General features: G+C 32.4%; 22 protein-coding genes, 2 pseudogenes and 1 riboswitch. Of the genes and pseudogenes, 7 read left to right on the top strand and 17 right to left on the bottom strand.

Translation table 11 applies throughout. The features are described from left to right. Positions 1–315 precede the first annotated feature (315 nt). Positions 316–912 (top strand): hypothetical protein, encoded by a 597-nt coding sequence (locus tag RR409_RS16955; protein ID WP_332558956.1) that lies wholly within the window; start codon positions 316–318, stop codon positions 910–912. Between the two features lie 66 nt (positions 913–978). Here RR409_RS16955 and RR409_RS16950 read toward each other — a convergent pair whose 3' ends face one another. The 4 genes from RR409_RS16950 to RR409_RS16935 form a co-directional block, all read right to left on the bottom strand. Then, a complete protein-coding gene (locus RR409_RS16950; protein WP_332558955.1) occupies positions 979–1,674 on the bottom strand; it encodes an ATP-binding protein in 696 nt (231 codons plus the stop codon). Continuing rightward, positions 1,655–1,879: a hypothetical protein gene (locus RR409_RS16945; protein WP_332558954.1), complete on the bottom strand. Its 225-nt coding sequence runs from the start codon at positions 1,877–1,879 to the stop codon at positions 1,655–1,657. Before RR409_RS16945 ends, RR409_RS16950 begins: the two co-directional genes overlap by 20 nt. Before the next feature lie 181 nt (positions 1,880–2,060). Beyond that, entirely contained in the window at positions 2,061–4,016 is a 1,956-nt protein-coding gene (locus tag RR409_RS16940; RefSeq protein ID WP_332558953.1) for a S8 family peptidase, read from the bottom strand. A 64-nt stretch (positions 4,017–4,080) separates the two neighbouring features. Further along, positions 4,081–4,749: an N-acetylmuramoyl-L-alanine amidase gene (locus RR409_RS16935; RefSeq protein ID WP_332558952.1), complete on the bottom strand. Its 669-nt coding sequence runs from the start codon at positions 4,747–4,749 to the stop codon at positions 4,081–4,083. A gap of 188 nt (positions 4,750–4,937) precedes the next feature. Here RR409_RS16935 and RR409_RS16930 point away from each other — a divergent pair, with 188 nt between their 5' ends. Beyond that, positions 4,938–5,099, top strand: coding sequence for a sigma factor (locus tag RR409_RS16930; protein WP_332558951.1), 162 nt, complete (start codon positions 4,938–4,940; stop codon positions 5,097–5,099). Positions 5,100–5,441: 342 nt separating this feature from the next. Next, positions 5,442–6,125 (top strand): methyltransferase domain-containing protein, encoded by a 684-nt coding sequence (locus RR409_RS16925; protein ID WP_332558950.1) that lies wholly within the window; start codon positions 5,442–5,444, stop codon positions 6,123–6,125. Between the two features lie 173 nt (positions 6,126–6,298). Here RR409_RS16925 and RR409_RS16920 read toward each other — a convergent pair whose 3' ends face one another. From RR409_RS16920 to RR409_RS16870, 11 genes are all read right to left on the bottom strand, one after another. Then, positions 6,299–6,448: a hypothetical protein gene (locus RR409_RS16920; protein ID WP_332558949.1), complete on the bottom strand. Its 150-nt coding sequence runs from the start codon at positions 6,446–6,448 to the stop codon at positions 6,299–6,301. 145 nt (positions 6,449–6,593) lie between these two features. Continuing rightward, on the bottom strand, positions 6,594–7,259 hold the full coding sequence (locus tag RR409_RS16915) for a DUF4956 domain-containing protein (protein WP_332558948.1): 666 nt from the start codon (positions 7,257–7,259) through the stop codon (positions 6,594–6,596). After that, the gene (locus RR409_RS16910) at positions 7,256–7,966 is read right to left on the bottom strand and encodes a polyphosphate polymerase domain-containing protein (RefSeq protein WP_332558947.1); all 711 of its coding nucleotides are present in this window, start codon (positions 7,964–7,966) and stop codon (positions 7,256–7,258) included. The genes RR409_RS16915 and RR409_RS16910 overlap by 4 nt, the downstream gene beginning before the upstream one ends. Before the next feature lie 8 nt (positions 7,967–7,974). Continuing rightward, positions 7,975–9,729 carry a CotH kinase family protein gene (locus RR409_RS16905; protein ID WP_332558946.1) on the bottom strand — a complete coding sequence of 585 codons (1,755 nt, stop codon included), beginning with the start codon at positions 9,727–9,729 and terminating at the stop codon, positions 7,975–7,977. Positions 9,730–9,756: 27 nt separating this feature from the next. Then, positions 9,757–11,136, bottom strand: a complete 1,380-nt coding sequence (gene pelG, locus RR409_RS16900; protein WP_332558945.1) for an exopolysaccharide Pel transporter PelG — start codon at positions 11,134–11,136, stop codon at positions 9,757–9,759. Further along, positions 11,124–12,554 carry a GT4 family glycosyltransferase PelF gene (gene pelF, locus RR409_RS16895; RefSeq protein ID WP_332558944.1) on the bottom strand — a complete coding sequence of 477 codons (1,431 nt, stop codon included), beginning with the start codon at positions 12,552–12,554 and terminating at the stop codon, positions 11,124–11,126. The genes pelG and pelF overlap by 13 nt, the downstream gene beginning before the upstream one ends. Before the next feature lie 4 nt (positions 12,555–12,558). After that, positions 12,559–14,265, bottom strand: a complete 1,707-nt coding sequence (locus RR409_RS16890) for a DUF2194 domain-containing protein (RefSeq protein WP_332558943.1) — start codon at positions 14,263–14,265, stop codon at positions 12,559–12,561. Continuing rightward, positions 14,252–15,160: a hypothetical protein gene (locus RR409_RS16885; RefSeq protein WP_332558942.1), complete on the bottom strand. Its 909-nt coding sequence runs from the start codon at positions 15,158–15,160 to the stop codon at positions 14,252–14,254. The genes RR409_RS16890 and RR409_RS16885 overlap by 14 nt, the downstream gene beginning before the upstream one ends. Before the next feature lies 1 nt (position 15,161). After that, entirely contained in the window at positions 15,162–17,288 is a 2,127-nt protein-coding gene (locus RR409_RS16880) for an NAD(P)-dependent oxidoreductase (RefSeq protein ID WP_332558941.1), read from the bottom strand. Between the two features lie 56 nt (positions 17,289–17,344). Then, positions 17,345–17,428, bottom strand: a riboswitch (cyclic di-GMP riboswitch). Positions 17,429–17,502: 74 nt separating this feature from the next. Beyond that, positions 17,503–17,652: a hypothetical protein gene (locus tag RR409_RS16875; protein WP_332558940.1), complete on the bottom strand. Its 150-nt coding sequence runs from the start codon at positions 17,650–17,652 to the stop codon at positions 17,503–17,505. After that, positions 17,649–18,188: a LemA family protein gene (locus tag RR409_RS16870; protein WP_332558939.1), complete on the bottom strand. Its 540-nt coding sequence runs from the start codon at positions 18,186–18,188 to the stop codon at positions 17,649–17,651. The genes RR409_RS16875 and RR409_RS16870 overlap by 4 nt, the downstream gene beginning before the upstream one ends. 676 nt (positions 18,189–18,864) lie before the next feature. On the opposite strand from RR409_RS16870, the gene RR409_RS16865 reads away from it, so the two are divergent. The 3 genes and pseudogenes from RR409_RS16865 to RR409_RS16855 form a co-directional block, all read left to right on the top strand. After that, on the top strand, positions 18,865–19,590 hold the full coding sequence (locus tag RR409_RS16865) for a LytTR family DNA-binding domain-containing protein (RefSeq protein WP_332558938.1): 726 nt from the start codon (positions 18,865–18,867) through the stop codon (positions 19,588–19,590). Between the two features lie 89 nt (positions 19,591–19,679). Further along, positions 19,680–20,951 (top strand): GHKL domain-containing protein, encoded by a 1,272-nt coding sequence (locus tag RR409_RS16860; protein WP_332558937.1) that lies wholly within the window; start codon positions 19,680–19,682, stop codon positions 20,949–20,951. Between the two features lie 316 nt (positions 20,952–21,267). Beyond that, a pseudogene (locus RR409_RS16855) lies at positions 21,268–21,423 on the top strand (transposase); the annotation flags it as partial. A 65-nt stretch (positions 21,424–21,488) separates the two neighbouring features. Here the strand turns inward: RR409_RS16855 and RR409_RS16850 are convergent. Beyond that, complete coding sequence (locus RR409_RS16850; RefSeq protein ID WP_332558936.1) at positions 21,489–21,872, bottom strand: hypothetical protein; 384 nt, start codon at positions 21,870–21,872, stop codon at positions 21,489–21,491. Between the two features lie 480 nt (positions 21,873–22,352). Between RR409_RS16850 and RR409_RS16845 the strand changes: the two genes are divergently transcribed. Continuing rightward, on the top strand, positions 22,353–22,730 hold the full coding sequence (locus RR409_RS16845) for a pyridoxamine 5'-phosphate oxidase family protein (protein WP_332558935.1): 378 nt from the start codon (positions 22,353–22,355) through the stop codon (positions 22,728–22,730). Between the two features lie 341 nt (positions 22,731–23,071). Here the strand turns inward: RR409_RS16845 and RR409_RS16840 are convergent. After that, positions 23,072–23,161 (bottom strand): annotated as a pseudogene (locus tag RR409_RS16840) (MerR family transcriptional regulator); the annotation flags it as partial. Positions 23,162–23,217: the final 56 nt, after the last annotated feature.

Below are 23,217 nucleotides of genomic sequence, written 5' to 3'. Positions count from 1 at the left end.
AGGTGTATTTACCCGCCCATCTAATGTTTTATCCTTATTAATAACCAATAAGATACGATCTGAAAGTATGATCAGAAATAGTTTTGTAATAAGAAAGCCTGTCGAAGTGATAATTAGTATTAATCACCTCTGTGGTAAATTATTAAAGTAAGCTCTGCCCTAATCATAGTGTTCACAATAATAAAATAGAAAAGACGGAGCAGTTAATAGCAAAACAAATCTTATTCAATTCTTGCTAACCGCTTTTTCATACTTAGATATTAATATATTGACAATCAACATGTTTTTGTGATATACTAATAAAGTTACAGAAGAATGCGCCTTATTGCGCAAAATAATTTTATTCATAAATTAAGATATTATTTGACTCTTGTGATTTTGATAGCAAGAGTCTTTTATTTTTTTATAGCAACAGAAATCGGAGGTAACATGGAAATTTTAATAGTATTTTTACTAAAACTACTGGACAACACTCTAGGCACAATGAAAAATATATATCTGGCCCGGGAAAAGTTCTTCTTTTCAAGCTTACTAGCAGCGTTGTCTACAACTATATACATGGTTGCTGTTGTAAGGATGGCAAAGTCAGATGGCGTCCTTACTATCATAGCCATATGTGCCGCAACATTTATCGGGACTCTAATTCCAGGGCTTGCAGTTAAAAAATCTGAGAAGGAGAAGCTTTACATCTTTGATATCACAGCAGACACCATGCATAGTGGCAAAGAGTTTGCAGATATTTTAAGAACTGAAAATATCGCCATAAAAACCAGCGTTGTGTATGACAATATGATGATAAAGACACTTTCCATAAAAGCATATTGTGCCAACAGGAAAGAAAGCAAAATGGTTAATGAAAACATATACCCAGCTTTCAAATACAATGTTTATACACCAATGAGCATAGATTAAACTCATCATTAGAAAAACAAATTGTGTTTACACTTGTTAATCACCACTGAGGTGATTTTTGTTTTTCTACCTCATCCTGAAATTCCCCTCTCTCCCTTTTTCAATCTCCACCATATAAATCTTGCACATTTCATAGATCCTTGACCCCACACCTTCATCAAAGTCCAATAGTTCATCAATAAGAAACTCTGTGCTTATTATAATAGGCAGATGATTTAGATACCTGTATTTTAAGATTTCAAACACTATATTTATATCAGATTCTGTGATCTTTCCCTTAAACAAATCATCAATGAGGAGCACCTCGCAGCTTTGATATTTTGAAATAGTTCTTTGGTAAAACTCCTCATTCAGCATGTTTTGCTTTAGTTTTGTTATTATATCCCTATATGGCATATACACTACTTTTATGTTTTTCTTTAACAGATTTAATGCTAAGGCAATAGTAAGATGAGATTTACCACTTCCCACCTCACCACATAATAGAATGCTGTTGTGTCTATATCTTTTTATGGCGCTGAAATCCTTAAAATAATTTGCTGCAGCAGCTTTGGCATTTCTTGAGGCTTCATTCCAAATTTCAAAATTTGAGAAGTTATGATTACATAACTCAGGGTTTATGCCAGATGTTATCCAGGTGTTTTTTACTTTTTCAAGTTCCCTATATTCACAGCTCACAGCTAAGGGCGAATACTTTTCCTGGGGTACTAAAACCCATCCAGTATCCCTGCATTTTTCGCATTTATAAGAGCCCTGCTTCAAGGTCTGCCCACTCCTCTTCTGTGAGGTCTCTATACTCCTTTGACACAAACTCACTGGATTTTCTTGCATTATTTCCCTTTGTGCTGCTACTGCCTCCATTTTTAACTCCCTCCCATTGCTTTGGATATCCTTGCACTACCCAATTTTTAAGAATTCCATTTATATAATTCATAGTTGGTTTATTAGCTTCTACAGACTTATCCACGGCTTTTTAAATTTTAATTTCCATATACTAGCTTTAGTGAAGCCAATTTTCCTTTTATTTCTTAAAAAACCTGTCCCTCAATAAAAAGAAAAAAAATTAATCAAATATATTAGTGACTAAAATATACTCATTCTTATTATTTAAATCCACAAAGCGAAAATACCCTTAAATAATAAGGGTATCATTTGTTTATTCTCTTATATATTTCAAAAGGTATACTTATAAATAAATAATTATTAGATTCATCTCCAGTACAGCTTACAGGAACCCTAATAGCTGCTGTTGTAGTATTATTATTGTTGATACTTTCATTAGTAGTATTATTACTACTAACCTTATTACCTACTGCAAGCAAAATTTCGTATAATTTATTAATACTTAACTTACCATATCCCCATTCTTCATTTGGATATATCTTATCATCATCTTTTTCTGTTGCAGCAATTAGAAAGTTCTTTAGATTTGGAGGATAAAGCTGAGTATTTCTTTTTTGAACTATTCCCCATTGATATATTAATGCTAATGTGCCAGCTACTATGGCACTTGACATAGCACATCCACTTCCCACTACTAGTGAATTATTTAGTCCCACCGTTAAAAAATTAGTTCCTGCAGTTGCAAAGGAAGGTTTAATTACTCCGTCTCGAGGAAATCCTTTACCTGATACTTCCCTAATGGTATTGGTAATTTGGTTATAACTAGAAGTGACTATTATGTTATTTGATGTACTAGGAGTTAATAGAGTTGTATAGGGATCAGGATTTAAAAACCTAGTATCTCCTCTCAATAACTGTGAATTCAGTAACCATGCATCATAAAGTCCACTGACGATATACTCTCCCAAAATACTTATCTTCCAAACCCCTTGAAATGTATTTTTAATTATCATAGTAATCCTTACAACTTTACTCACCGTTTCCTGAGCAGAATACTCAATATTTATACCGTTTTCCTCTAAGTTTAGATATTTGCTTTGCTCATTAATTGAAGGTAATGGAATTTCACTAATGGTGCCACCTAAGGGGGAAGTTATACTAAATGTTACATTATCTGGCCTCTTGATATAAACTGATACAGCTAAAGTACTTTGTTCTGCTCCTACATTTATAAATATATCTTCTGTGCTCCCTGCTGACTCAATTGTTCCACTGGCATGGGTAAGTCCTCTACCTTGGTCTCCAGTGTCTGTAACTATACAAAAATCTTTTCTTCTTGTTAAACTATCAATATATCTTTCCATTATTGCACCGCCATCACGACTACCAAAATTTGAACCCATAGGTAGACATACCACCATAGGTCTTTTGAGCCTTAACTGTAAATCTGATAGATATTTAATTGCTAATGCAATAGTTACAGCCTGGTAAACATTTTTAGTACCTGGTGCTATGCCAACAGCTTCTAAGTTGTAATCTCTAGCTTCTTCAAGCTTTACAATGGCAAATTCACATTTTGGAGCTACACTCTTTAGTTTTAAAAGCTCATCTAGACTCCTACCCCCAACTAACCCCGCTATAGCAGTGCCATGACCTACCTCATCTCTATGGGCTACAATTTCATAGGGGGATGTGCCTTGACTACCAGCTCTTATTGCTTCATTTATAATAGCCCTGCTGTACTCAGTGCCATAGGGAATTTCTCCATTAACAGATTCTCTAGCTATTGTTTGATCCCATATAGCTACAATTCTACTTTCCCCTGTTTCAGTGATAAATCTTGGATTCATGTAATCTATACCTGTGCCAATAATTCCAACTACTACTCCCTCGCCATCTAGTGGTATGTTACCTTCATATACACTACCTAAAGAAGTTGCTTCGTTATTTACAGTAAGTTCTGATAGAGTATAGATAAAGTTTCTCTGGATACCAGCAATTTCAGGAACCCTTTCGTTTAAAGTAGCTAGCATTCCTCTTTGTACAAATAATATGGCAAAAAATTTTTCAGTGATAAAAACATCTGCGTACTCAATAGGAGCTAATGCAGATACTATATCTCCAAAGTATTCTATGAAATACACTTCATAATTTCCGCTTAAATAATATTTATTAAATTCTTCTTGAGTCAAATTATATATACTTTTAGGACCTTGTTCCCTATTTTTATAACTTGAGCTTTCTATGCCACCATAGTTCATAACAGTTCTTCACCTTATTTTACTTATTTGTTTCCATTATATTAATTTTGGGGTGAATAAGTACTTATATTTGGGTTAAGCCATAAAAAGTTTCACCCTTATTTTCAGCCCCACTTGAATTTGAATCCTTGGAATCTCCAGAAAGAAAATCCCCTTTAGAATTCTCTACATTAATCTCACAGTCTAAATTGAGAGCTTTACAAATATCCCTAAATATTGCCTCAGCCATGTTTTCTGGATTATAGCCCTTCATATCAATTTCGCTGTCACAAAAAGCACATTCAATTAGTATTGCAGGCATTTCCGTTTTTCTCAGCACATATAAATCAGCTCTGTGCTTCACTCCCCTGTTTCTAAAACCTAGCTTAACAATCTCAGACAAGACTTTATTTGCAAAGTTTTCTGCTCTTTCTTCTGGATAACAGAGTATTTCCGTACCATAGCCCCCTGGACATGCGTTATGGTGAATGGATATGAAGTAATCTGTGTTTCCCTCATTGGCAATAATAACCCTCTTACTTAAGGAATCCTTATGACTTGTAGGATTTTTCGGCGTACAGTCTATAACTTTAATTCCTACTTCCCTGCATTTATTCATAAGCTTTGAGCCCACCTCAAAGTTCAATGAATCCTCCTTTTTTATTCCCACAGCCCCACTATCAAACTTAACATTATGGCCTATATCTATTGCTAACCTTAATTTATCTAATGTTTCTATCATTGCATTACTCATTTTATCAACCTCCTCAACAAAGATATATGCCACTAGTGCATAATTTTCCATTGAGAGGAGAAATATTAATGATTTTAGAAAAAATCGAAACCCTAGCTCTACTTTCTAAGAAGGTAGATGTTCACTGAAAGGCGCGCTTAATTAAAAAATTTACTCCCTTCATTTGAAACCTATCAAAAAAATCCCATGTGAATGGCTATGAATTTGATGACTTAAGAAATGAAACCTTTATCACTTTGTTTAAATGTGTAGAACTTTATAATCCAAATAAACACAAATTTGTGGCCTATGCTGTAAGCTCTATTAAAAACTCTATAAACACCTTAATTAGAAACTCTTTTCATTTTTAGTATCTATAAAGTTTTTTCCAAATAAATTATAGAAGGTCATGCTAGTGTATAGATAAATTTTGACGTTTTTATGAAGGCAATCAACGAAAATTCATTAACACCCCGTGATGGCTTTATTTGGAATTTTAACAACTCTATGAAGTCAAGTTACATTATTGTGCAGTATTTACAATTAGTGTATAATGGTAAAATAGTATAATTAAGAAAAGTAGGTGTTTCTTTATGATGAAACTAATTAATATTGCTTAGCAATAGGCTCATGCAATAAGAAAATATGCAGCCTTTGCTATTCATGGATGAAAATTAATAAAACTCATGCACATGAAGGAAGGATGTATTAATATGGGTAAACTTGAAAAAATGAATGAATTTTTTAATGCTAGATTTAGAAATTATGATGAGGTGCATACCTCACATATTGATGGAGGTCTTGAGAGTAAGACGGTTATAGCAATTTTGCTGCCTGCATCAACAAAGAATTTATTAGACCTTGGTATTGGAACTGGACTAGAACTTAAAGCAATCTTCAATAGATTTCCTGAAATTCATATCACTGGAATGGATATAGCTGAAAATATGCTGGATTATCTTAAAGAGAAGTATAAAAGGGAGTATGACAGAGGACAAATTAAGCTACTTCATATGAGTTATCTGGATTATGATTATAGTAGCAAGGATTATGATGCTGTGATTTCTGTAATGACTCTTCACCATTATACCCACGAAGTAAAGACCGAGATTTACCGTAATATTCACAGTGCGTTAAGGGATGGTGGAGTGTATATCGAAAGCGACTATATGATTTCAGAGCTAGAAAATGAAAATCCACAGGCCCTTGAGAATGAATTTTTTCAAAACGTGAAAACCTTGAGAGAAGAACAGGGATTAGAGGAAAAACTTGAATATCATTACGATACACCATGCACAGTACCAAATCAGATAAAAATGCTGTATGAAGCAGGGTTCTCAAAGGTTGAGATTACTCATAGGTTTGGTAACACCATTGTGTTGAAATGTAATAAATAAGAATTTAAAGGGAGCATAATTTTATTTTGCTCCCTTTAATTTATGATATTTATTTTAGTTTTTATTTTAGTTTTTATTTAAACATTAAACTATGTTTTAGAACAATGCTCATAGTATTCAATTTTTAAGGGAATCCAGAAATCACTTCCCTTAATTCTCTTCACATTATATCCTTAACGCCAAAATGAAATTATTGCAAGAATAAAATCTGTTAAATACTCAAAGATAACACCAATAAGAGATTTATCTTTAACAGTTTCAATCTCTTTCTTTAAAGATTCTATTTTTTCATCTGAGTTATGATTAATTAAATCTTTATTCATTCTAGCTTCTCCTTATTCAATGAAATCTTGTAAATTAAAGCGTATATGAAAATATCTCATATACGCTTTTGACACTAAATAAGAAAATTGTTCATTTTATTGTTTGTGCTCTATTTCTCAGGAACCCGAAACACAGGATACAGCTTTATTCAAAATAATCACCTGTAAATTCAACAATCACTGCGTTTTCTACCCCTTCAATTTCTGAAAGAGTTGTAACAAAGGCTGTATTATCACCATTTAGACGTACTTCATAGGTAAGCTCTGTATATCCCTTAGAGGTTGTCTTGTTTTTTAAAATTTTATTGATACTTTCAATTTCCCTCATAACAGCTTTTCCAGCTTCATTTGTATATTTTATGATCAAAATATAAACTCTTTTGCCGCTTCTTATCTTTACTAATAAAATATAAATTGCAGCAATAAAAATTGTTCCAAGTAAAGAAATTATATATAACCCAGCCCCACAGGTTACCCCTACTGCCACTGTCCAAAATAAGAAACCTACATCTAGTGGATCTTTTACAGCAGTTCTATAACGTACTATAGAAAGAGCACCAACCATACCTAGTGACAATACCACATTAGAGCTTATTACAATAACAATAAAGCAAGTCACTAAGGCTGTTAGTACAAGTAAAATATTAAAATTATTGTTATAGATAACTCCTTTAAAAAATTGTCTATATACAAAGTAAACAATCATTCCACAGATAAAAGCTGCTAACATGGACATTATAAATCCATCAATGGTGAGATTTCCTGTCTCCTGTAAAAACCCTTTTTTAAATATATCAGAAAAATTATTCATCTAAGTTGTATCCTCCTCTTCTCTTCCCTACCCATCACATATTTTGATATGGCACATTTATTTGTCATTGCTGTTTTCAAAATACTCAAAACATGGGTTGGTAAAAAATCATCAAACTTTACTTCCATCACCATAATATCTTCTTCAAGTACTTTTCTTGTCATATAGTCCTTAGCAAACATATCGTAATTCCCTATAGACGCAGATATATCCTTATCAAAGGTAATTCTTACATTCCCAGTAGGTAGAACATAGGCTTCACGCATATATTCTACTACTACCTTTGGCTTCATCAGTCTGGTTTTATTATAGGCAAGAAGTTCTTTACATACATCCTCTTTCCTATGTCCTAAAAATTCATAACTTCCAGCTAAAATAGAGTCATATTCATCTCTGGTAAGCGCTGCACTGGTTTTTGATATGAATTCATGGTATTTTTTCTTACATTCTAGTCTTATATACTTATCCTCTAAATCATAACAGCGAATTCTAAACTTCTTTCTAAACCTAATTCCTGATTGCTTCTCTTTAAGGGCTGACTGATACATATCATCAAAATATAAACTGCTGACTAAGTACCCCTCTTCCCTCTTCATATTAGAATCTGTAAAAATCACGGTTTTAAGGCGATTTCTCAGGGTATGATAAACACTTTTATTAATATAATACTTCATTTCATGTCTAAGTATCTGTCCTTGGTACTGCATTACCCCACCTACTCAATCTTAATTTCTAAAACACCATTCACGTTGTAGCCTCTAACATCTGTAATCATAGTTTCAAATCTTTCCATGCTAAGCTGTTCATGTCCCTTATTATCTACAGCTGTTACCCTTAGATAATATGTTCCCGGTGATAAATTACTATTTAAGGTATATTTTGTTTCAGCAATGTTTTTTTCTTCTTGAACTTTATTCTTCATATTATAATCAGTAAATATTTGCACATTATAGGTTACAGGTAGTCCTTGATAAGAATACGCTGATTCCCAGCTTAAAACAACTGAGTCTCCATCTTGCTTTGGCTGTGCAACATACATTGGTGATGGGTATTTTATAGCTTCATTAAAAGCTTCATAATTGCTTAAAATACCATCATATAGTTTATCTAAATACTGAGAGTACTCTTTAGGATTCATTTCATCTAAAAGCCCTATATCTGGCTGCTGGGTAATAGTTTTTTCTAAAACTGGTTTATAGCTATTTACTAGCCCAGTAACCTTTTCTTCAGTAACATAGTCTTCTAAAAGTTTATCCATTTTATCTTTAATTTTTTCTATACTTCCTTCTAACCTAAAATAACGTCTATGCAATACTGATTGATTTAACTTTTGGATTCCCTTTAATGATGGTGGTAATTTCATTAAAATACTTTCATGTTCACCAAAGCGAAGGGTGCCATCAAAGTCCCAAGGTACAAAATACCATGTGTTAGAATTATCTGGGTTATAAATAATAAAGTTATGATTAATGATGTCGTTATTCCCCATGAGTAGATTAAAGGCTAGCCATGTTAAATAGTTATCTTCATTAAAATACTTATTAAATACTTCTTTAAAATCCCTACTTTCATCATTAACAGCTTCTAACAACTCTAATAACTTTTTATGACTATTTGCTTCCCTAATAGTAAGTACAGTCTCAAAGCCTTCTTCATTGTAATTTGGATCATCCACATCTTTTAAAACCTCACTTATTTGAAAACTAAAATCTCTAGCTTTATACAATGATGCATTACTACTTAAGCCCCTAGCTTCTAAATAAGTTTTATTAGGTTGTTCAATTTCCGTAAAGAAACCATAATACTTAAACTCTTGCTTATCCTTTGGAAGAGATGTATCTCTAATCCATACCCGCATAAAATAAGTTCTATAGCTTATAATATTAGGAACTGAAGTTAATATATCTGTCTGAAGTTTTGTTGCAATCTTTGTAATATCCTCTGAATGCTTATTAATATTAAGATTCCTTTGCCCAAAAAAGCTTTCACCCTCATCATCTAGCTTAACTTTGTAGCTTTTATAAGTATCTCCCCTTGAGGAATTACCACGAACACGAATTATTGCATTTTTACTATCTATGCCTGTGAGCGGATCTAAAGTTTCTCCTTCTTTTAAAATCTGAACATTACAATTAAGCTCTGGATTATAAGAATGATCCCTTGATGAATGCATTCCAAAGGCAGAAAAATCAATGATTTCTCCTTCTTTTGTCTTCGTTGGAAAAACACTAATATAAACATCATGTATATTTACATTTGGCCCACTAGAATAAATACTCTTATCTTCTTTAATGGGAGTTCCATTCATAGCACTATTATCAATATTCCATTCATCAAGGCTTGTATTTTGAGTTTTAATTCCTTCTTCCTTCGGGGTTAAATTATTAAAGTATAAAGCTCCAAATAAAATTACTGCAACTAATACAATTATCCCTAGTATTCTATTATTACTTTTTTCCCACTTATTCACACTTTTTAACCTCCATTGATTTTGTGTTTATTTGCATAAAAGAAACATATTTAAACTTTTTAATCTTTTCTTTAATAAAATATAAGTAATAACCCAACCAATAATTCCTCCAATTAATAGAGGAAGTGTGTAAAATGGCTTCCCAATAACAGAACAAATCAGTGATAATACTGTTGTTAAAACTAAGAAAATAACAGGCCCTATAGCTGCAAAGGTATGATCTTCAAAGTAGTAAAGGAAAATAACTGTAAAATACATACAGAACGTACAATAAAGCCCCATACTTAAAATCATAAACATATTAAGGGATTGAGAACTTATGCCTAAATAAGGGAAAAACACATTGACAAGGCAAATAAGAACAACTGTTACAATTAGTTGAACTTCATACACATAAAAAAGTTGCAGCCTTATAATATTAATCATATTCTCTCTTTCTTTTTCAATAAGGTAATAAGCACCATGGTTTAGAGCTGAAAGGTAAGCTACATATTTTTCAAAAAACTCTGTTTCAACTTTTACTACAAATATAACTAAAGCAGGCATATTTACAACAATTGCCATAAACATCGCCATATCATACTCAGGAGCTGTTCTAAAAATACTTACCTGGGTACTCATATCAGCAAAAAGCCAGTAGATTATAGTTGAAATATAAAAACCTAACATATATGAAAACCCACTTAAAAATAGCTTAGGAAATCTCTTGAAGTATGATAAAAAAGAAAAATAGTTATCACTTGGCTTACCAAAAGCTTTTACACAGCAATATACAAGCACAATATTGGCAAGAAAAAATCCAATTGATAGTGCTATATAAGCAGCAAACACAATTTCTACATTGAAGATTTTATATAATAATAGAAATGTTGGAATTGCTACAACTAAACTTATTAAATAACTTATGGTTACTTCCTTGTATTCTTTTAAAGCTGATACATAATTAATTAAAATATAGGTGTTTGTGGCAAGAATTCCCAGCCAGTAATATACAATTAAAAATCTAATTGGGATTCTATCATTGAAATACATTCCTAAACAAAATGCAAAAATAATTAGCCCTGATACAACACTTCCCATGGCAAGAACACCAAACATAGATGCACAAATATCATCTTCTTTTTTCACAAAAATACAGTCAGAAATATATCTAGATAATATAGTGTTAAATAAAGAAGCTACTAATACAGCAACTAAAAAAATATAGGTAAAAGAAGAAATAAAGAACATACTCCTTATCTCTTGAATTTCAAAATCATCCATGAAGAACTTTAAGGTTAATAAAAGTATTGCAAATAACACTGAAGGTCCAATAGTTGTCATGGTTGCATAAATACTTCCCCATACACTAGATGCTAGTGTTTTTCTTCCATATATTTTTCTAAGTTCAAATCCTATCCCTGCCACTTATGTCCACCTCCTAATTTTTCATACAGCTTACTATATTCTTTAAGAAATGCGTCCTTTCTATAGTGAGTTTCTACTCTTTTTTGTCCAACAAGACCCATTCTTTTTCTTTCCTTTGGATGTTTTATGCAATATATAATTGCTTCTGCCATAGCTTCACTATTCATTACAGGGGTAATTATTCCAGCTCTCCCAAGGTTATCTCCCTCTTCACCTGCTAAAAGCCCCTTGCAATCTCCAACATTAGTTGATATAAATGGTATCCCCGCAGCCATACCTTCCAAAATAGCAAGGGGCTGCCCTTCGCTTATACTAGATAAAAGGAGAAGATCAATCTCTTTAAGATACTCTTTAACATTCACCTGACCTAAGAACTCAATATCATCAATATTTAAGTCTTCAATCATCTTTCTGCATTCCTCATAATACTCTGGATTCTCTTCGCAGTTTCCCATAAGGTATAGTTTAGCTTCTGGCACATTTTCCTTCACAACATCAAAAGCTAGAATCATTGTTTTCACATCTTTAATTGGTACTACACGAAGTACAGCTGCTAAATTAAATTTATTTTTGTCTAGCCTATTAGAAGCTTTTAAGTTTGAGAAATCTTCAGGATTTACTCCATTAGGAATGATGCAAATTTTCTCCGCTGGACATCCAAGCTCTATCTGTAACATTTTATTTACTCCAAATAAACTAGTTACATTAGTTGCTTGATTGTATGCAATATAGGAAAGTTTTTTAAAAAACTCAATCCATATCTCTTTAAAATCTCCCTCTACCCAATTAGAACGAATGATATCTTCTTCCCTCTCACGGGTATAAATTCCATGTTCTGATAAAAGTAGTGGCTTCTGTCTTATATAAGAGGCACAACTTCCAAGTATTCCTGCATATCCTGTAGATACGCAATGATAAATATCTGCCTTAGGTATATCCTCGGATAAAATATGCATAAGAGGAAAATACATACCACGAATATTCCAAAGAAATTGTTGAAATATCTTTTTTGATTGCTGTCTTTCATATTCCTCAAGACAAATTTCATAGAAAGCTTCACTCATAAGAATATCTGATAAGTACATTCTATGCCTTTTCATAAATTTTAAAGTTTTTTCCCAATCTATTTCATTTGCCACTCCAATAACAAGATTCTTTAAAGTTTCCTTTTCATCAATTGTTAAAGAAACCTTTTTATACTTATGAGAAAATTCCTCCTCACCAAGATAAATGGTAGAAATATCCTTCACATTGTCTGGAATTTTATATTTGTACTCTGACATTTCTTTTTTATTAGTTGCTATAGCCCAAATAACAAATTCTACATCTGAAAAATGATTACAAAGCATCTGTATCCAGCTAGAAACTCCTCCTGGTACATATGGATAACAGCCTTCACATATAATGCATATACGCATAGCATTACCTCTCTTTCAACTTTATAACTCCGTGCTCACTTGATAGTTTTAACAAATAATACCCATTATCAATTTTTTCAAAAGAAAGTCCCTCTGCACTTTCAATTTCATAATTTGTCTTATAGAAAAAAGTCTGTCCCTTTATAAATTTACTACAGTCTATTTCAATGTGATTTCCTTCTTTTCTCCACCCATACTCCATATTTACATAACTCTTAACTTTACTCCTCATCTGTGAAAGAGTTCTTCCCTCTAGATAAGAAGCTGGAATTAATACCTTTTCTTCAAACAACCCAATTTGTTTTTTATATCTATCCCAAGAGGGGGTATTTTCATCTTCTGCTATTAGAGTATTAATATCAAAAACATGAGATATCATTCCATAAGAAGCTATAACCGAGGCAATCTCAAGAAGATTTCCTTCTTCTAGTGTGTTTCCAAAGGTGGCTGCTGGAAGTACACTGTAGGAAGAACTACTATTAAATCTTTTATTACTTTGACTAGAACCTAAGTTTCCTCTTACGTTTTTTATTTTTACACCAGGTATATTTATGATATTCTCACTTAGTTTATCAGACATCATTACTAGTCCATTAACGTCATATCTTGGAAAAACTTCATTAAAGCTTTCTAAAAAGTTTTTATTTAAGAAAACTTTGTTTTCATCTTCACAGTTTGACCCATAAACAAGCTCTCCCTCGTACTGAAGTGCTGATTTACCTATTGTACTAAACAAACTATCATTAATAACTGGAAAACTTTTATCTTTGGAAGATTCAATTAATACTGAGGAAGTATAAGGAATATTTTGCCTTAAGGAAATTCCAAGAAAAACTGGCCACACAGTATCCCTAACAAAAGCCTCAGTAGTTCTGCCATATAACTTCATGCATGTTTTGTCATTAATATAAGTTACCATGGGGAAGTTATCCAAAAACACACTTGTACTTCCAATTGCGGGATATATGAAGTCATCCATTATAGCTCCAATAGCTCCTGTTAATATTCCAGCGCAATTTATATCTGCCAAGAAGGTTCCATTAATTACAAAGGATTTTCCTCTTTCATAGGGATAACTGTATAAAACTGGTACCTTCTTCTTGGCATCCTCTACATAAACTTCTGCATCACTTCTTACAGATAGCCATGTTGAAGCGTTATATCCATCATAATTCATCTCTTCATACTGAATTGGGAAAAATTCTTTTACAAAACTAAGTTTGTTATAGTTTTCTTTAATAGTTTTTTCTTTAATACCTAAAAAAGGATATAGATAAGCTTCTTCATTTCCCTCTACTAATCCCCCAGCAAAAATTACTTTTCCACCATGAATAATAAATTCTCCTAAGGTCTTTAAGTCTATATATTTACTAACTACGTCATCACAAAATATTAGAACAGTATTTTCACTTAAGTCTTTAGTTTCTATCTTGTTTTTTTCCTCATAGGAGAGCTTCAAATCAGACATTATAAAACCTACATTTGTATATATATCTCTATAAATTTCTTTAGTTTTACTTCCCGTAATAAGAAATTTAGGTTCATTTTCTTTGTTTATTTTTATTTCTTTACTTAAAGGCTCTTCTTCTACAGATTTATTGTAAATTTGAATTTTTTTTGTTTTTCCCTCATTGATGTTATAAATCATAAACACACTACTTACAGTTATAACAAGAAGAACTACATATAGCAGCCTCTTAACTGATAACATCCTCTTCCCCCTTTGAAATCCAATATCTTAACTTTTCAAGTCCATCTCTTGAAAGTCTAACTAATTTATCTTCTTCTAGCTTATTAATACATCTATAAAATTTTTCTTTATCATTACAGTCAAAATACATTTTAAGCACCATCATATAACTTTCTTCACACTTAGCTGCCTTATGGTTATCATTCCAAAACTTCTCAGCTTTTTCATAGGATTTTTCTTCTATTAAATAAGTAAGATAAGCTTTAAATTCTTCTGTTTTTATAATTTCTTCATTGCTTTCCATTTGATTTTCTAAAATTTCACAGTATTTTTTCTTGTATAACTTTTTCTCTTTAAGTGAAAGCACTTCACTTTCAATAAGCTTTTCAAGTATTTCCATAACCTCATGAAAAACCTCTATAGAGTTATAATCCTTTTCATATCTTCTAAGCACTTCATTCCACCTTTGCTGGTGCATACGATACACTTCCATTTTTGCAGCTGCTATATAGTGAGCTGATTCAGAATCCTCATCATTTTCTGCTGCAAGTAACGCTCTATAATTATTAAACATATCATTCTTAAGCTGATTTAATAAAAGTGTCCTTTTTTCTGTATTATTACTTATTGCCATGGCATCTTCAATAGGTACAACATTCAAGGCTTCCTCTAAGTAGGGTCTTTCTTGTGATTTTTCAATATCAAATCTTTTTACAAGGGATTCTCTATCATATTTGTTATCATAAATAATTTTCCCTAATATTCTTGGAACATAATAAATTAAATATCCTAACCCCGGAAGACAAATAAAAAATAGTGCTATCCAGGGAACTTGTTTCTTTTTAAGTTTTAATATAAACCAAAGGACAGAAATCATTAGATTTATAAGAAGTAATATCAATATTAATTTATCCATACTATTCACCTATACCTTCATAATTCCTAACTAGCTCTGCCTTAACCCCTTTTTCTTCTAGCCTTTTTAAAACAATTTCGCAATCTTCCTCTGAGGTATTATTAAGTAATACATATACTACTTCCTCCTCATCTATTCCAAAGTAATCCGTCATTCTAACACAGACTAATGCCCTTTCATATATGTCCTGTACCGCTGTAAAGTTATCCAACTTAATAATGCAGTATTCTGCAAGTTGCTTATCCTTTTTCTCCTGTGCCAATAAAACAATTCCTTTAAATTCCTTACTGTTTAGTATCTCTGTATTTTTAACACATCTTTGTCCCCGTGTATAATTTTCATATTCAATTGCACGTACAACTGATTCTGTAATTAATAAAGTTAAGGTTCTAAGAAGATTAACATGATGCAAAGTTTGGCTTTCAAACTCTAAAGCCTTAATCAAAATAACTGCTATAGATTTTCCTTCATAATAAATTGGTACTACTGCTGCTGGTTCTTTATTCAATACATTGCCATGATATAATTCTCCCTTTTGTATAGCCCCCTTAATTTTAGGGTAATTCTCCAAATTCCATGACTTACCACTTATTATTGACTCTTCATTTAAAGCATTTACCAGTCTTAAATAAGGGCTATTTCCGTTTACCTTATAAACTGCCACTGTTTTAGTATTAATCATTTCTGATATAACATTAAGAATTTCCATAAATATACGCTCTGGCTGAAGAACCATTAGCTTATTCACAACTGAATACAATTTAGGTAACCCTGACTTTGAATCTAAGATTCTCTTTTCATATTCCATCTTTATAGCTACATTTTCCTTATTAATTTCTTTTAATTCTTCATATTCAGAGTTTAGCAATTTTAAATTTCTCTGACTTTCTTGAAGATTTTCTTTTAGCATATCTGAAGTATAACTAGTACAAATACCAAAAAACACAAATTCCACAATCATAAGAACTGCTTCCCCATAAGAGTAAAAATTAGTCATTTCAAATATACTAACATCTTGCATAAATAAATAACCACAACTAGCTAAAATAACAGATAATGCACTTTGACGGATGCCTATGAATAAAGATATAAGCACTACATATATCAAAAGCCAATGAACCTTTGAAAATAACGTATGAGAATTACTAAAATAATATAGTAAGAAAAATATAATAAATACTATAATATTTTCTATAGTCCTTCTAATTGCTGGAGGCAGCTTTTTATTTTCTTTATTAGAAACTTTAATTTTGTCTTCTGCATAAACAATTTTCTTTTCCTTAATCAAGTTTTTCAAATTTCTAAAATCTGTCCACTCCAATTTTTTATGGATATTCTCATTGCTGATATTTCTCACTTTAGCATTAGCTTCTGACTTTATATCTGCTTCTATGTTAAAGCTTTCACATAATAAATGTAGTAATTCTCCTTTAGAAATTGTAAAATCTCCTGAAACATTATAAATTCCATCATCACCTGATTCCATTACACGTTTTATAGCATCTACATAATCAGAAACATGTATTGGTTGTAAAAATTCATCTTCTTCAATATTAATTTTTGATTGCAATTTTAAATCTCTAATTAAGCTACTTAAAAAATCCTTACCTTTATCGCTACAATTTTCACTGTAAACCTCTGTACCTCTAAGAACCATGCTTTGGAATCCATATTTTTCCTTATACAAGGATGTCATGTACTCTCCCTCAGCACATATACGTCCTTTACTAGTATCAGGCATAACTTTATTCTCTTCAGATATGATTCCAAACTGGTGTCCATATACTTCATGTGAAGAAAGATAAATAAACTTTTTAACCTTATACTTTGCACATTGTTCTAAAATATCATCTAACGTAATAAGATACTTTTCTTTGCTTCCACTACGAAGAACATTCATATAGTTAATACCTGCAAACACAACAACTTCAGGTAAAACAGAGGAAAAAACTATTTCTGTCATATTAGTTCTTCCCGATAATTTATAGTACTTGTATTTTAAAACCTTAGAAAACTTTCCTGAAAACTTGTTATCAGACAGTAAATAAACATCATGTCCTTCTTTATTCATTCTTTCAATAAATGATTGTGCTAACTCATCGTAGCCCCCAACATACATAACCTTCATGATAATATCCCCCTTCCTAAGAATAAACTTTTTCATACTAAAAAAAACGGCTAGTTTAATAAATTAGCCGGTTGTACCATTAACTTAACAACTTTTAGGTACCCAAATAAAAAAGTTGCATCATCGTTTCTATTCCTATTTGATATCTTTTTTATATGTGGTTTAAAGTATAAAAATAATAAACCATAAAGCCACTTATACTTAAATATATCTTTCATAAATTATCTACGTTTTTGTTAATTTTTAAATTTATTACAATTTCTTCAAAGCTCCAATCTATGTTCCAATCCTCAACGGTATTGTAGCACCCATTTTGGTCAGACACCTTTAATTCACTAATTGTCATATAATTAGGTAAATTCATTGGAATGTAGCTTTCTGCTCCTCAAGGTATTCTCTTTGACGGAAGCCTAACATACCAGCAATTATAGATACTGGGAACATTCTTATTTCACGGTTAAGCTTTGTAACACTGTCGTTATAAATCAGGCGACTGGTACGCACCATATTTTCATAGGCATCTACTGCATCCATGGTTTTGATATAATTTTCATTCACCTTTAATTCTGGGTATTGCTCCATTACCATTGAAATCCTGCCCAATGCTTCGGAAATAACCCCTTCCTGTCTTAGAACATCATTTGGTGTGGACTTTGCCGTAATCACACTTCTTCTTGATTTGATTGTTTCAATCAGTGTTTCGCTTTCATGTTTGGCATAGCCTTTTGTCAAGTCCAAAAGAGCTGACAGAGCATCAAAACGGCTTGATAGCTGTACCCCGATTTGGCTCATGGCATTGCTGATGTTCTCATCAAGTATCACAAGTTTACGCTGTGTAGAAATTGCCCATAAAGCAATTACAGCAACAATCGCAATGATTGCGATGAGAGTTGGTAGCATAATAAAATCCTCCTTGTTTATTTAGTAAAGGACAGACAGACCACAATTTTACCTATCTGTCTATTTTTCTATTTCTACTATTTGCTTCGCACGGCAATGACAGTGCTGGCTAGTAACGTCACTTACGGGAACCATCAGTGACAGTGATAAAATATCTTGCCACAAGTGTTGTCAGGCCATTTCCAATATCTCCTTTTATTTCAATTATCTTTGTTCCGGCAGTCTGGAATGGCAGTCCTTGAGTCAACTTAAACCATCCGAGGTGTAAAACCCAAAGTTAGCAGAGTTGTCCGTTATTTTTCCAACGTTATTATAATCGTTATACACCATTTTAAATCCGGTGCTGTCAAAGCCCTCGCCAACCTTGTAGGAGGTTTTCACAGGGTATGACAGTACATTCACCTCAAGTGTATCCGCAGCGCCATAGTCGGTATCAGAGTCAATATCATGCACAAAGTGATTAGTATGCTCGTAAGCTCTTTTTCAAAGTATAGTTCCTCCTTAAATATTGTTGCATGTACGGAAAATAGATCCTCTTGCTCTCCTACTTTCAATATATAAGACTTTTCCTTTTAAAAATGTCCGCTGCATGAATCATGGTTTTTTCTGCATGAATCATAGTTTCGAATTTCCAATTTTTATGTTAAACTTATGTTGGGGAAATGGAGGAATGCTTATGCTAAAGATTGCAATTTGTGATGACAATATTGACGAGCTATCCAATATGGTACAGCTCATAAACCTATACCAAGCATCAAAACATCTAAACTTCGAATACGCCGCATTTACAAACGGATTTAATCTACTTTCGGCATTAGAAAAAGGAAAGCGGTTTGATATATACTGTCTAGATATCATTATGCCGGGCTTTACTGGCATTGACGTTGCAAAAGATCTCCGTACTTTTGATAAAACCGCACCGATTTTATTTTTTACATCCTCTCCTGAGTTTGCTTTAGAAAGCTATTCAGTAAAAGCAATTAACTATGTATTAAAGCCTATATCGAAAGAGAAACTTTTCTTCACCTTTGATGAGATGCTGGAGCAGATAAAAGCAGAAAAAAATGATGATGCAGTTATCGTAAAAAGTAATGAGGGAATTCAAAAAATATTAATCTCCAATTTAGTTTTTGCAGAAGTCATTGGCAGAAATGTTTTGTATCATCTACTGTCAGGCAAGGTAATCGAATGTACGGAGCCCTTTTCAGCTGTCTGCGATACTCTTCTGAAATATGGGTGTTTTATCAAAACCCACCGCTCCTATATTGTGAATATGCAGTATGTGGATACCATTGATAATCGCCAAGTGACTTTACATACACTTTCTTCTGTTCCTATTGCACAGGGCAAAGTACGAGAATTTAAGCAGCAGTATCTGAATTATCAAATGGAGGGGGAGTAAGGTAATGGATAAGCTCAATATACAGGTGCTAAAGAATACCTTATTTCATGATTATTTATACTTATGCCATTATAAGGAGGAATCAAAAAATGATAGCAACTGTCATTGAATTCTCTCGCTACTTTACTTCCATATTATTCGGTGCTACGGTTGCGTTCACTTTCTCCGGAATGACAGGCACACGAAAGAATTATTTATATCTTTGGTGCATTACCGTCACTTTATTTATTTTGCAAGTTATCTGCTTACTGACCTTTGGTATGGATATGACGATAAAAATATATCCACTACTTTCTCATTTACCAATTGTTATTTTTATCGTACTATTCTTTAAGCGCTCTTGGCTGATTTCACTAACAAGTATGTTTGTCTCCTTCCTGTGCTGCCAACCACCCCGTTGGATTGGTACTGTTTTAGGTGGAGCTTTTGCCAGTGCTTCCATAAACCATGCCAGCTATATCCTCACTGTGTTTCTTATGTACTATTTACTGCAAAAATATGTGGTGAAATCTGTTCGACATCTTATGGAACGCTCAATTAAATCCTGCCTGCTGTTTGGCGCCATGCCGGCTTTTTACTATCTCTTCGACTATGGTGCCACCGTTTACACCGATTTTATGTACAGTGGATCACGTGCGGCTGTGCAGTTCATGCCCTTCGTGACATCAGCATTCTATTTTGTGTTTGTCCTCTTTTACTATGCTGAAACTCAAAAACAGGCAAGGATTCAAAGAGAGCTGGATATGCTGGATACGCAGTTTAGGCTGGCACAAACAGAATTTGCTTCTCTGCGACAGATGCAACAGAATGCCGCAGCCTATAGACACGACATGCGCCACCATTTTGCCCTTTTACAGAGTTTGGCATCCAAGGAACAAATAGAGGAAATCAAGGAGTATCTACAGAATGCCCTGTCCGACATGGACGCCATCACACCCATACGCTTTTGCGAAAACGAAACCGTCAATCTTATTTTGTCCGCCTTTACCGCCAAAGCAAAACAATCGGGAATCCTGTTGACCATAGATGCGAAGCTCCCTGACTCCCTTCCCTTCAGCGACACCGAGCTTTGTTCGCTCTTGTCAAACGCTTTAGAAAACGCCATACAAGCTTGTGAAAATATAGCTGAAAGCAATAAACGCTATATCAAGCTGCGTGTGTATTCCAAGAATAACAAGCTGTGCATTGACATTCGCAACAGCTATCACACAGAACCGATATTTCATCAAGGCCTGCCTGTATCAAAAGAACAGGGGCATGGCTTTGGCACAAAAAGCATGGCTCATATCGTGGAAAAGCATGGCGGTGTATTCCAGTTTTCAATCAAGGATGGCTGGTTTATATTTCAAGCCACTACCTAATCTCATAATTAACTTTATTTTTCGCTTTTTATATCAATTCACATGAGTAGTTCAAGGGCGCACCAAAATGGACTCCGCCCCGCCCACCGTAAAAAAGGAGGATCAATAGACAGCGAGAAAAGAGGTAAATTCACTTTGTCACTGTTAAGCCCGTAAACTATCTTGGACAACTCCTTTTACATTAAGCATGATATAACGTAGTTTTTGTTTTAAAGGTCGTTAAACTTATTACTACAACCTAAGTGTAGAAGGCAAAAAAAAGAAACCTACGTAAGGAACGCCTAAAGGATACTGTGTAACAAAGAAAGATAAAAAGATATGTGATGATCAGATTAAAGAGTTTATTTTGGAGTCAATTGATGTGGATGCCAGTAACTATGGATACAGAAAGATAACTTATCATCTTAGAAAAAATTATGACCTTATAATTAATCATAAAAAGGTTTATAGATTGTGCAAGGAACTAAACATTTGTAAATTGTCAAATAAAATTGGGTTCTTTCCAATTTTATTTGACAATCTACATTTTAGTCTTTTTTATTTTTCTAAAAATGTAACATCAATAAAAGTAATACCAAAGGCTAACCCCAAAGCACTAGAAAATGATTTTAATAAATCTAAGTTTGAAGGTCTGAAAAAGTAATTAAGACCGTAATTTGAAGCACCATATAAAATAAATAAAGCAATAAACGTAAATAGCCTTTTCCTTATATCACTCCATTTAAACTTTCTTAAATTAAAGAAAGTAATGAAGGGAACATATAAAAGCATAAAGAAAGTAAAAAACATATAACCAATAATGAATCTAAAAGCAATTCTTTTGTCTATATCTTTATAAACAATAAAAAGCGTAATTATAGTTCCAATAGCAAATAACACATAAAGAATCCTTGTAAAAAGCAGAGTTGCATTCTTTTTCATTTTGTATCCTCTCTATCATCAAAATTAATTTGCTACATAAATTTATATACCCTTATTTATTAGTATAATTCACCATAATTTACAAATTCAAGTAACTTTTAGTTTACGTCACTTGATAATAAACATACTAATTACAGGCTAAACAACTTTCAATTATTCTTTTAGCGTCTACGATATCTCTATCTTCACTAACTAATTCAATAACACAAATTCATATCCCTAAGTATTTTAATTATATCCTCTTTGTGTAACATAATTTATCTTTAATGAGAGAGTGTATAACAAGCACTAAACTCTCACTAAAACTCACCTCTTTTCTTTTTATACTATTTTCTATAGAAAGTTGTAAATCCTTTTCGATACCTATCTACCACCCACGATTGCTATTATATTGTATAGTTTTTTTGTATATAGCTTAAGCTATTGTATATAATATCTAGTTCTAATGAATATTATTTAATAATTAGGAGGAAATGCAGTATGCTTACAGAAAAATTTTATGACGTGTTAAAAAATGAAGGTGTAGTTACAGTAGTATCATGGGGAGCCACAACTGAACCACATATCGCGAACACTTGGAATTCTTATTTAAAAGTTACGGATGATGAAAGGATTTTAATTCCTGCATATGGATTTCGTAAGACAGAAAAAAATGTAAATGCAAATAATAAAATTAAACTTGCTTTAGGTAGTAAAGAAGTATTAGGCTACAAAGACTATCAGGGAACAGGCTTTGTAGTTGAAGGAACTGCAAATTATCTAACATCTGGTCCAGAATTTGATATGATGAAAGAAAAATTCTCGTTTTTATCTAGGGTAGTAGAGATAACAGTTACATCTGCAAAACAAGGTATTTAAATTATAACTAAGTCTCTACCAAATCTGGTAGAGATTTTTTTCCTATTTATTTATAGTAAATATTCAATATAAATTATTTCGTTTATAGAAATTCTTATAAACTGCGCCTATGACATTTTCATATAATAGTCGCAATATTTACAATAATCAACTTAGATGGTGATAATAAATCATCCTCTTGATTAACGCAAATTTTAATATTACATTTAAGCATTCTCCTATTAAAATCAATTTAATATTTTTAAACTTAAAAAATTATAGCCTCAAAGTTATTCTATGGAAAGAATAATGAACTTCAAAAGAAAGAGTATAAAAGTATTGAATTGCTTTTGAATCACTGGTATCTGTTCTGCAGAATACATTCTATATCCTGTGGATAAATGGACCTTTACAGGTTTTAATAATCCAGTTTCATCATATGCTTGTGTCAATCAATAGACTAAACTTTTTTAAACACCTTGCAAATACGCCAAAAACCCAACAATAA

The organism is Clostridium sp. (assembly GCF_036642255.1).
GTDB lineage: Bacteria > Bacillota > Clostridia > Clostridiales > Clostridiaceae > Clostridium_J.
The sequence above is the reverse complement of the archived record's forward strand: the minus strand, read 5'-3'. Positions and strand labels throughout refer to the sequence as shown.

Bases quoted from the DNA above. Each gene is read 5' to 3' on its own strand.
- RR409_RS16845 (WP_332558935.1), top strand. From the start codon at position 22,353: ATGCTTACAGAAAAATTTTATGACGTGTTAAAAAATGAAGGTGTAGTT.
- RR409_RS16925 (WP_332558950.1), top strand. From the start codon at position 5,442: ATGGGTAAACTTGAAAAAATGAATGAATTTTTTAATGCTAGATTTAGA.
- RR409_RS16920 (WP_332558949.1), bottom strand. From the start codon at position 6,448: ATGAATAAAGATTTAATTAATCATAACTCAGATGAAAAAATAGAATCT.
- RR409_RS16935 (WP_332558952.1), bottom strand. From the start codon at position 4,749: ATGAGTAATGCAATGATAGAAACATTAGATAAATTAAGGTTAGCAATA.
- pelF (WP_332558944.1), bottom strand. From the start codon at position 12,554: ATGCGTATATGCATTATATGTGAAGGCTGTTATCCATATGTACCAGGA.
- RR409_RS16890 (WP_332558943.1), bottom strand. From the start codon at position 14,265: ATGTTATCAGTTAAGAGGCTGCTATATGTAGTTCTTCTTGTTATAACT.
- RR409_RS16955 (WP_332558956.1), top strand. From the start codon at position 316: ATGCGCCTTATTGCGCAAAATAATTTTATTCATAAATTAAGATATTAT.
- RR409_RS16850 (WP_332558936.1), bottom strand. From the start codon at position 21,872: ATGAAAAAGAATGCAACTCTGCTTTTTACAAGGATTCTTTATGTGTTA.
- RR409_RS16865 (WP_332558938.1), top strand. From the start codon at position 18,865: ATGCTAAAGATTGCAATTTGTGATGACAATATTGACGAGCTATCCAAT.
- RR409_RS16860 (WP_332558937.1), top strand. From the start codon at position 19,680: ATGATAGCAACTGTCATTGAATTCTCTCGCTACTTTACTTCCATATTA.
- RR409_RS16885 (WP_332558942.1), bottom strand. From the start codon at position 15,160: ATGGATAAATTAATATTGATATTACTTCTTATAAATCTAATGATTTCT.
- RR409_RS16915 (WP_332558948.1), bottom strand. From the start codon at position 7,259: ATGAATAATTTTTCTGATATATTTAAAAAAGGGTTTTTACAGGAGACA.
- RR409_RS16870 (WP_332558939.1), bottom strand. From the start codon at position 18,188: ATGCTACCAACTCTCATCGCAATCATTGCGATTGTTGCTGTAATTGCT.
- RR409_RS16910 (WP_332558947.1), bottom strand. From the start codon at position 7,966: ATGCAGTACCAAGGACAGATACTTAGACATGAAATGAAGTATTATATT.
- RR409_RS16875 (WP_332558940.1), bottom strand. From the start codon at position 17,652: ATGAATTTACCTAATTATATGACAATTAGTGAATTAAAGGTGTCTGAC.
- RR409_RS16880 (WP_332558941.1), bottom strand. From the start codon at position 17,288: ATGAAGGTTATGTATGTTGGGGGCTACGATGAGTTAGCACAATCATTT.
- RR409_RS16940 (WP_332558953.1), bottom strand. From the start codon at position 4,016: ATGAACTATGGTGGCATAGAAAGCTCAAGTTATAAAAATAGGGAACAA.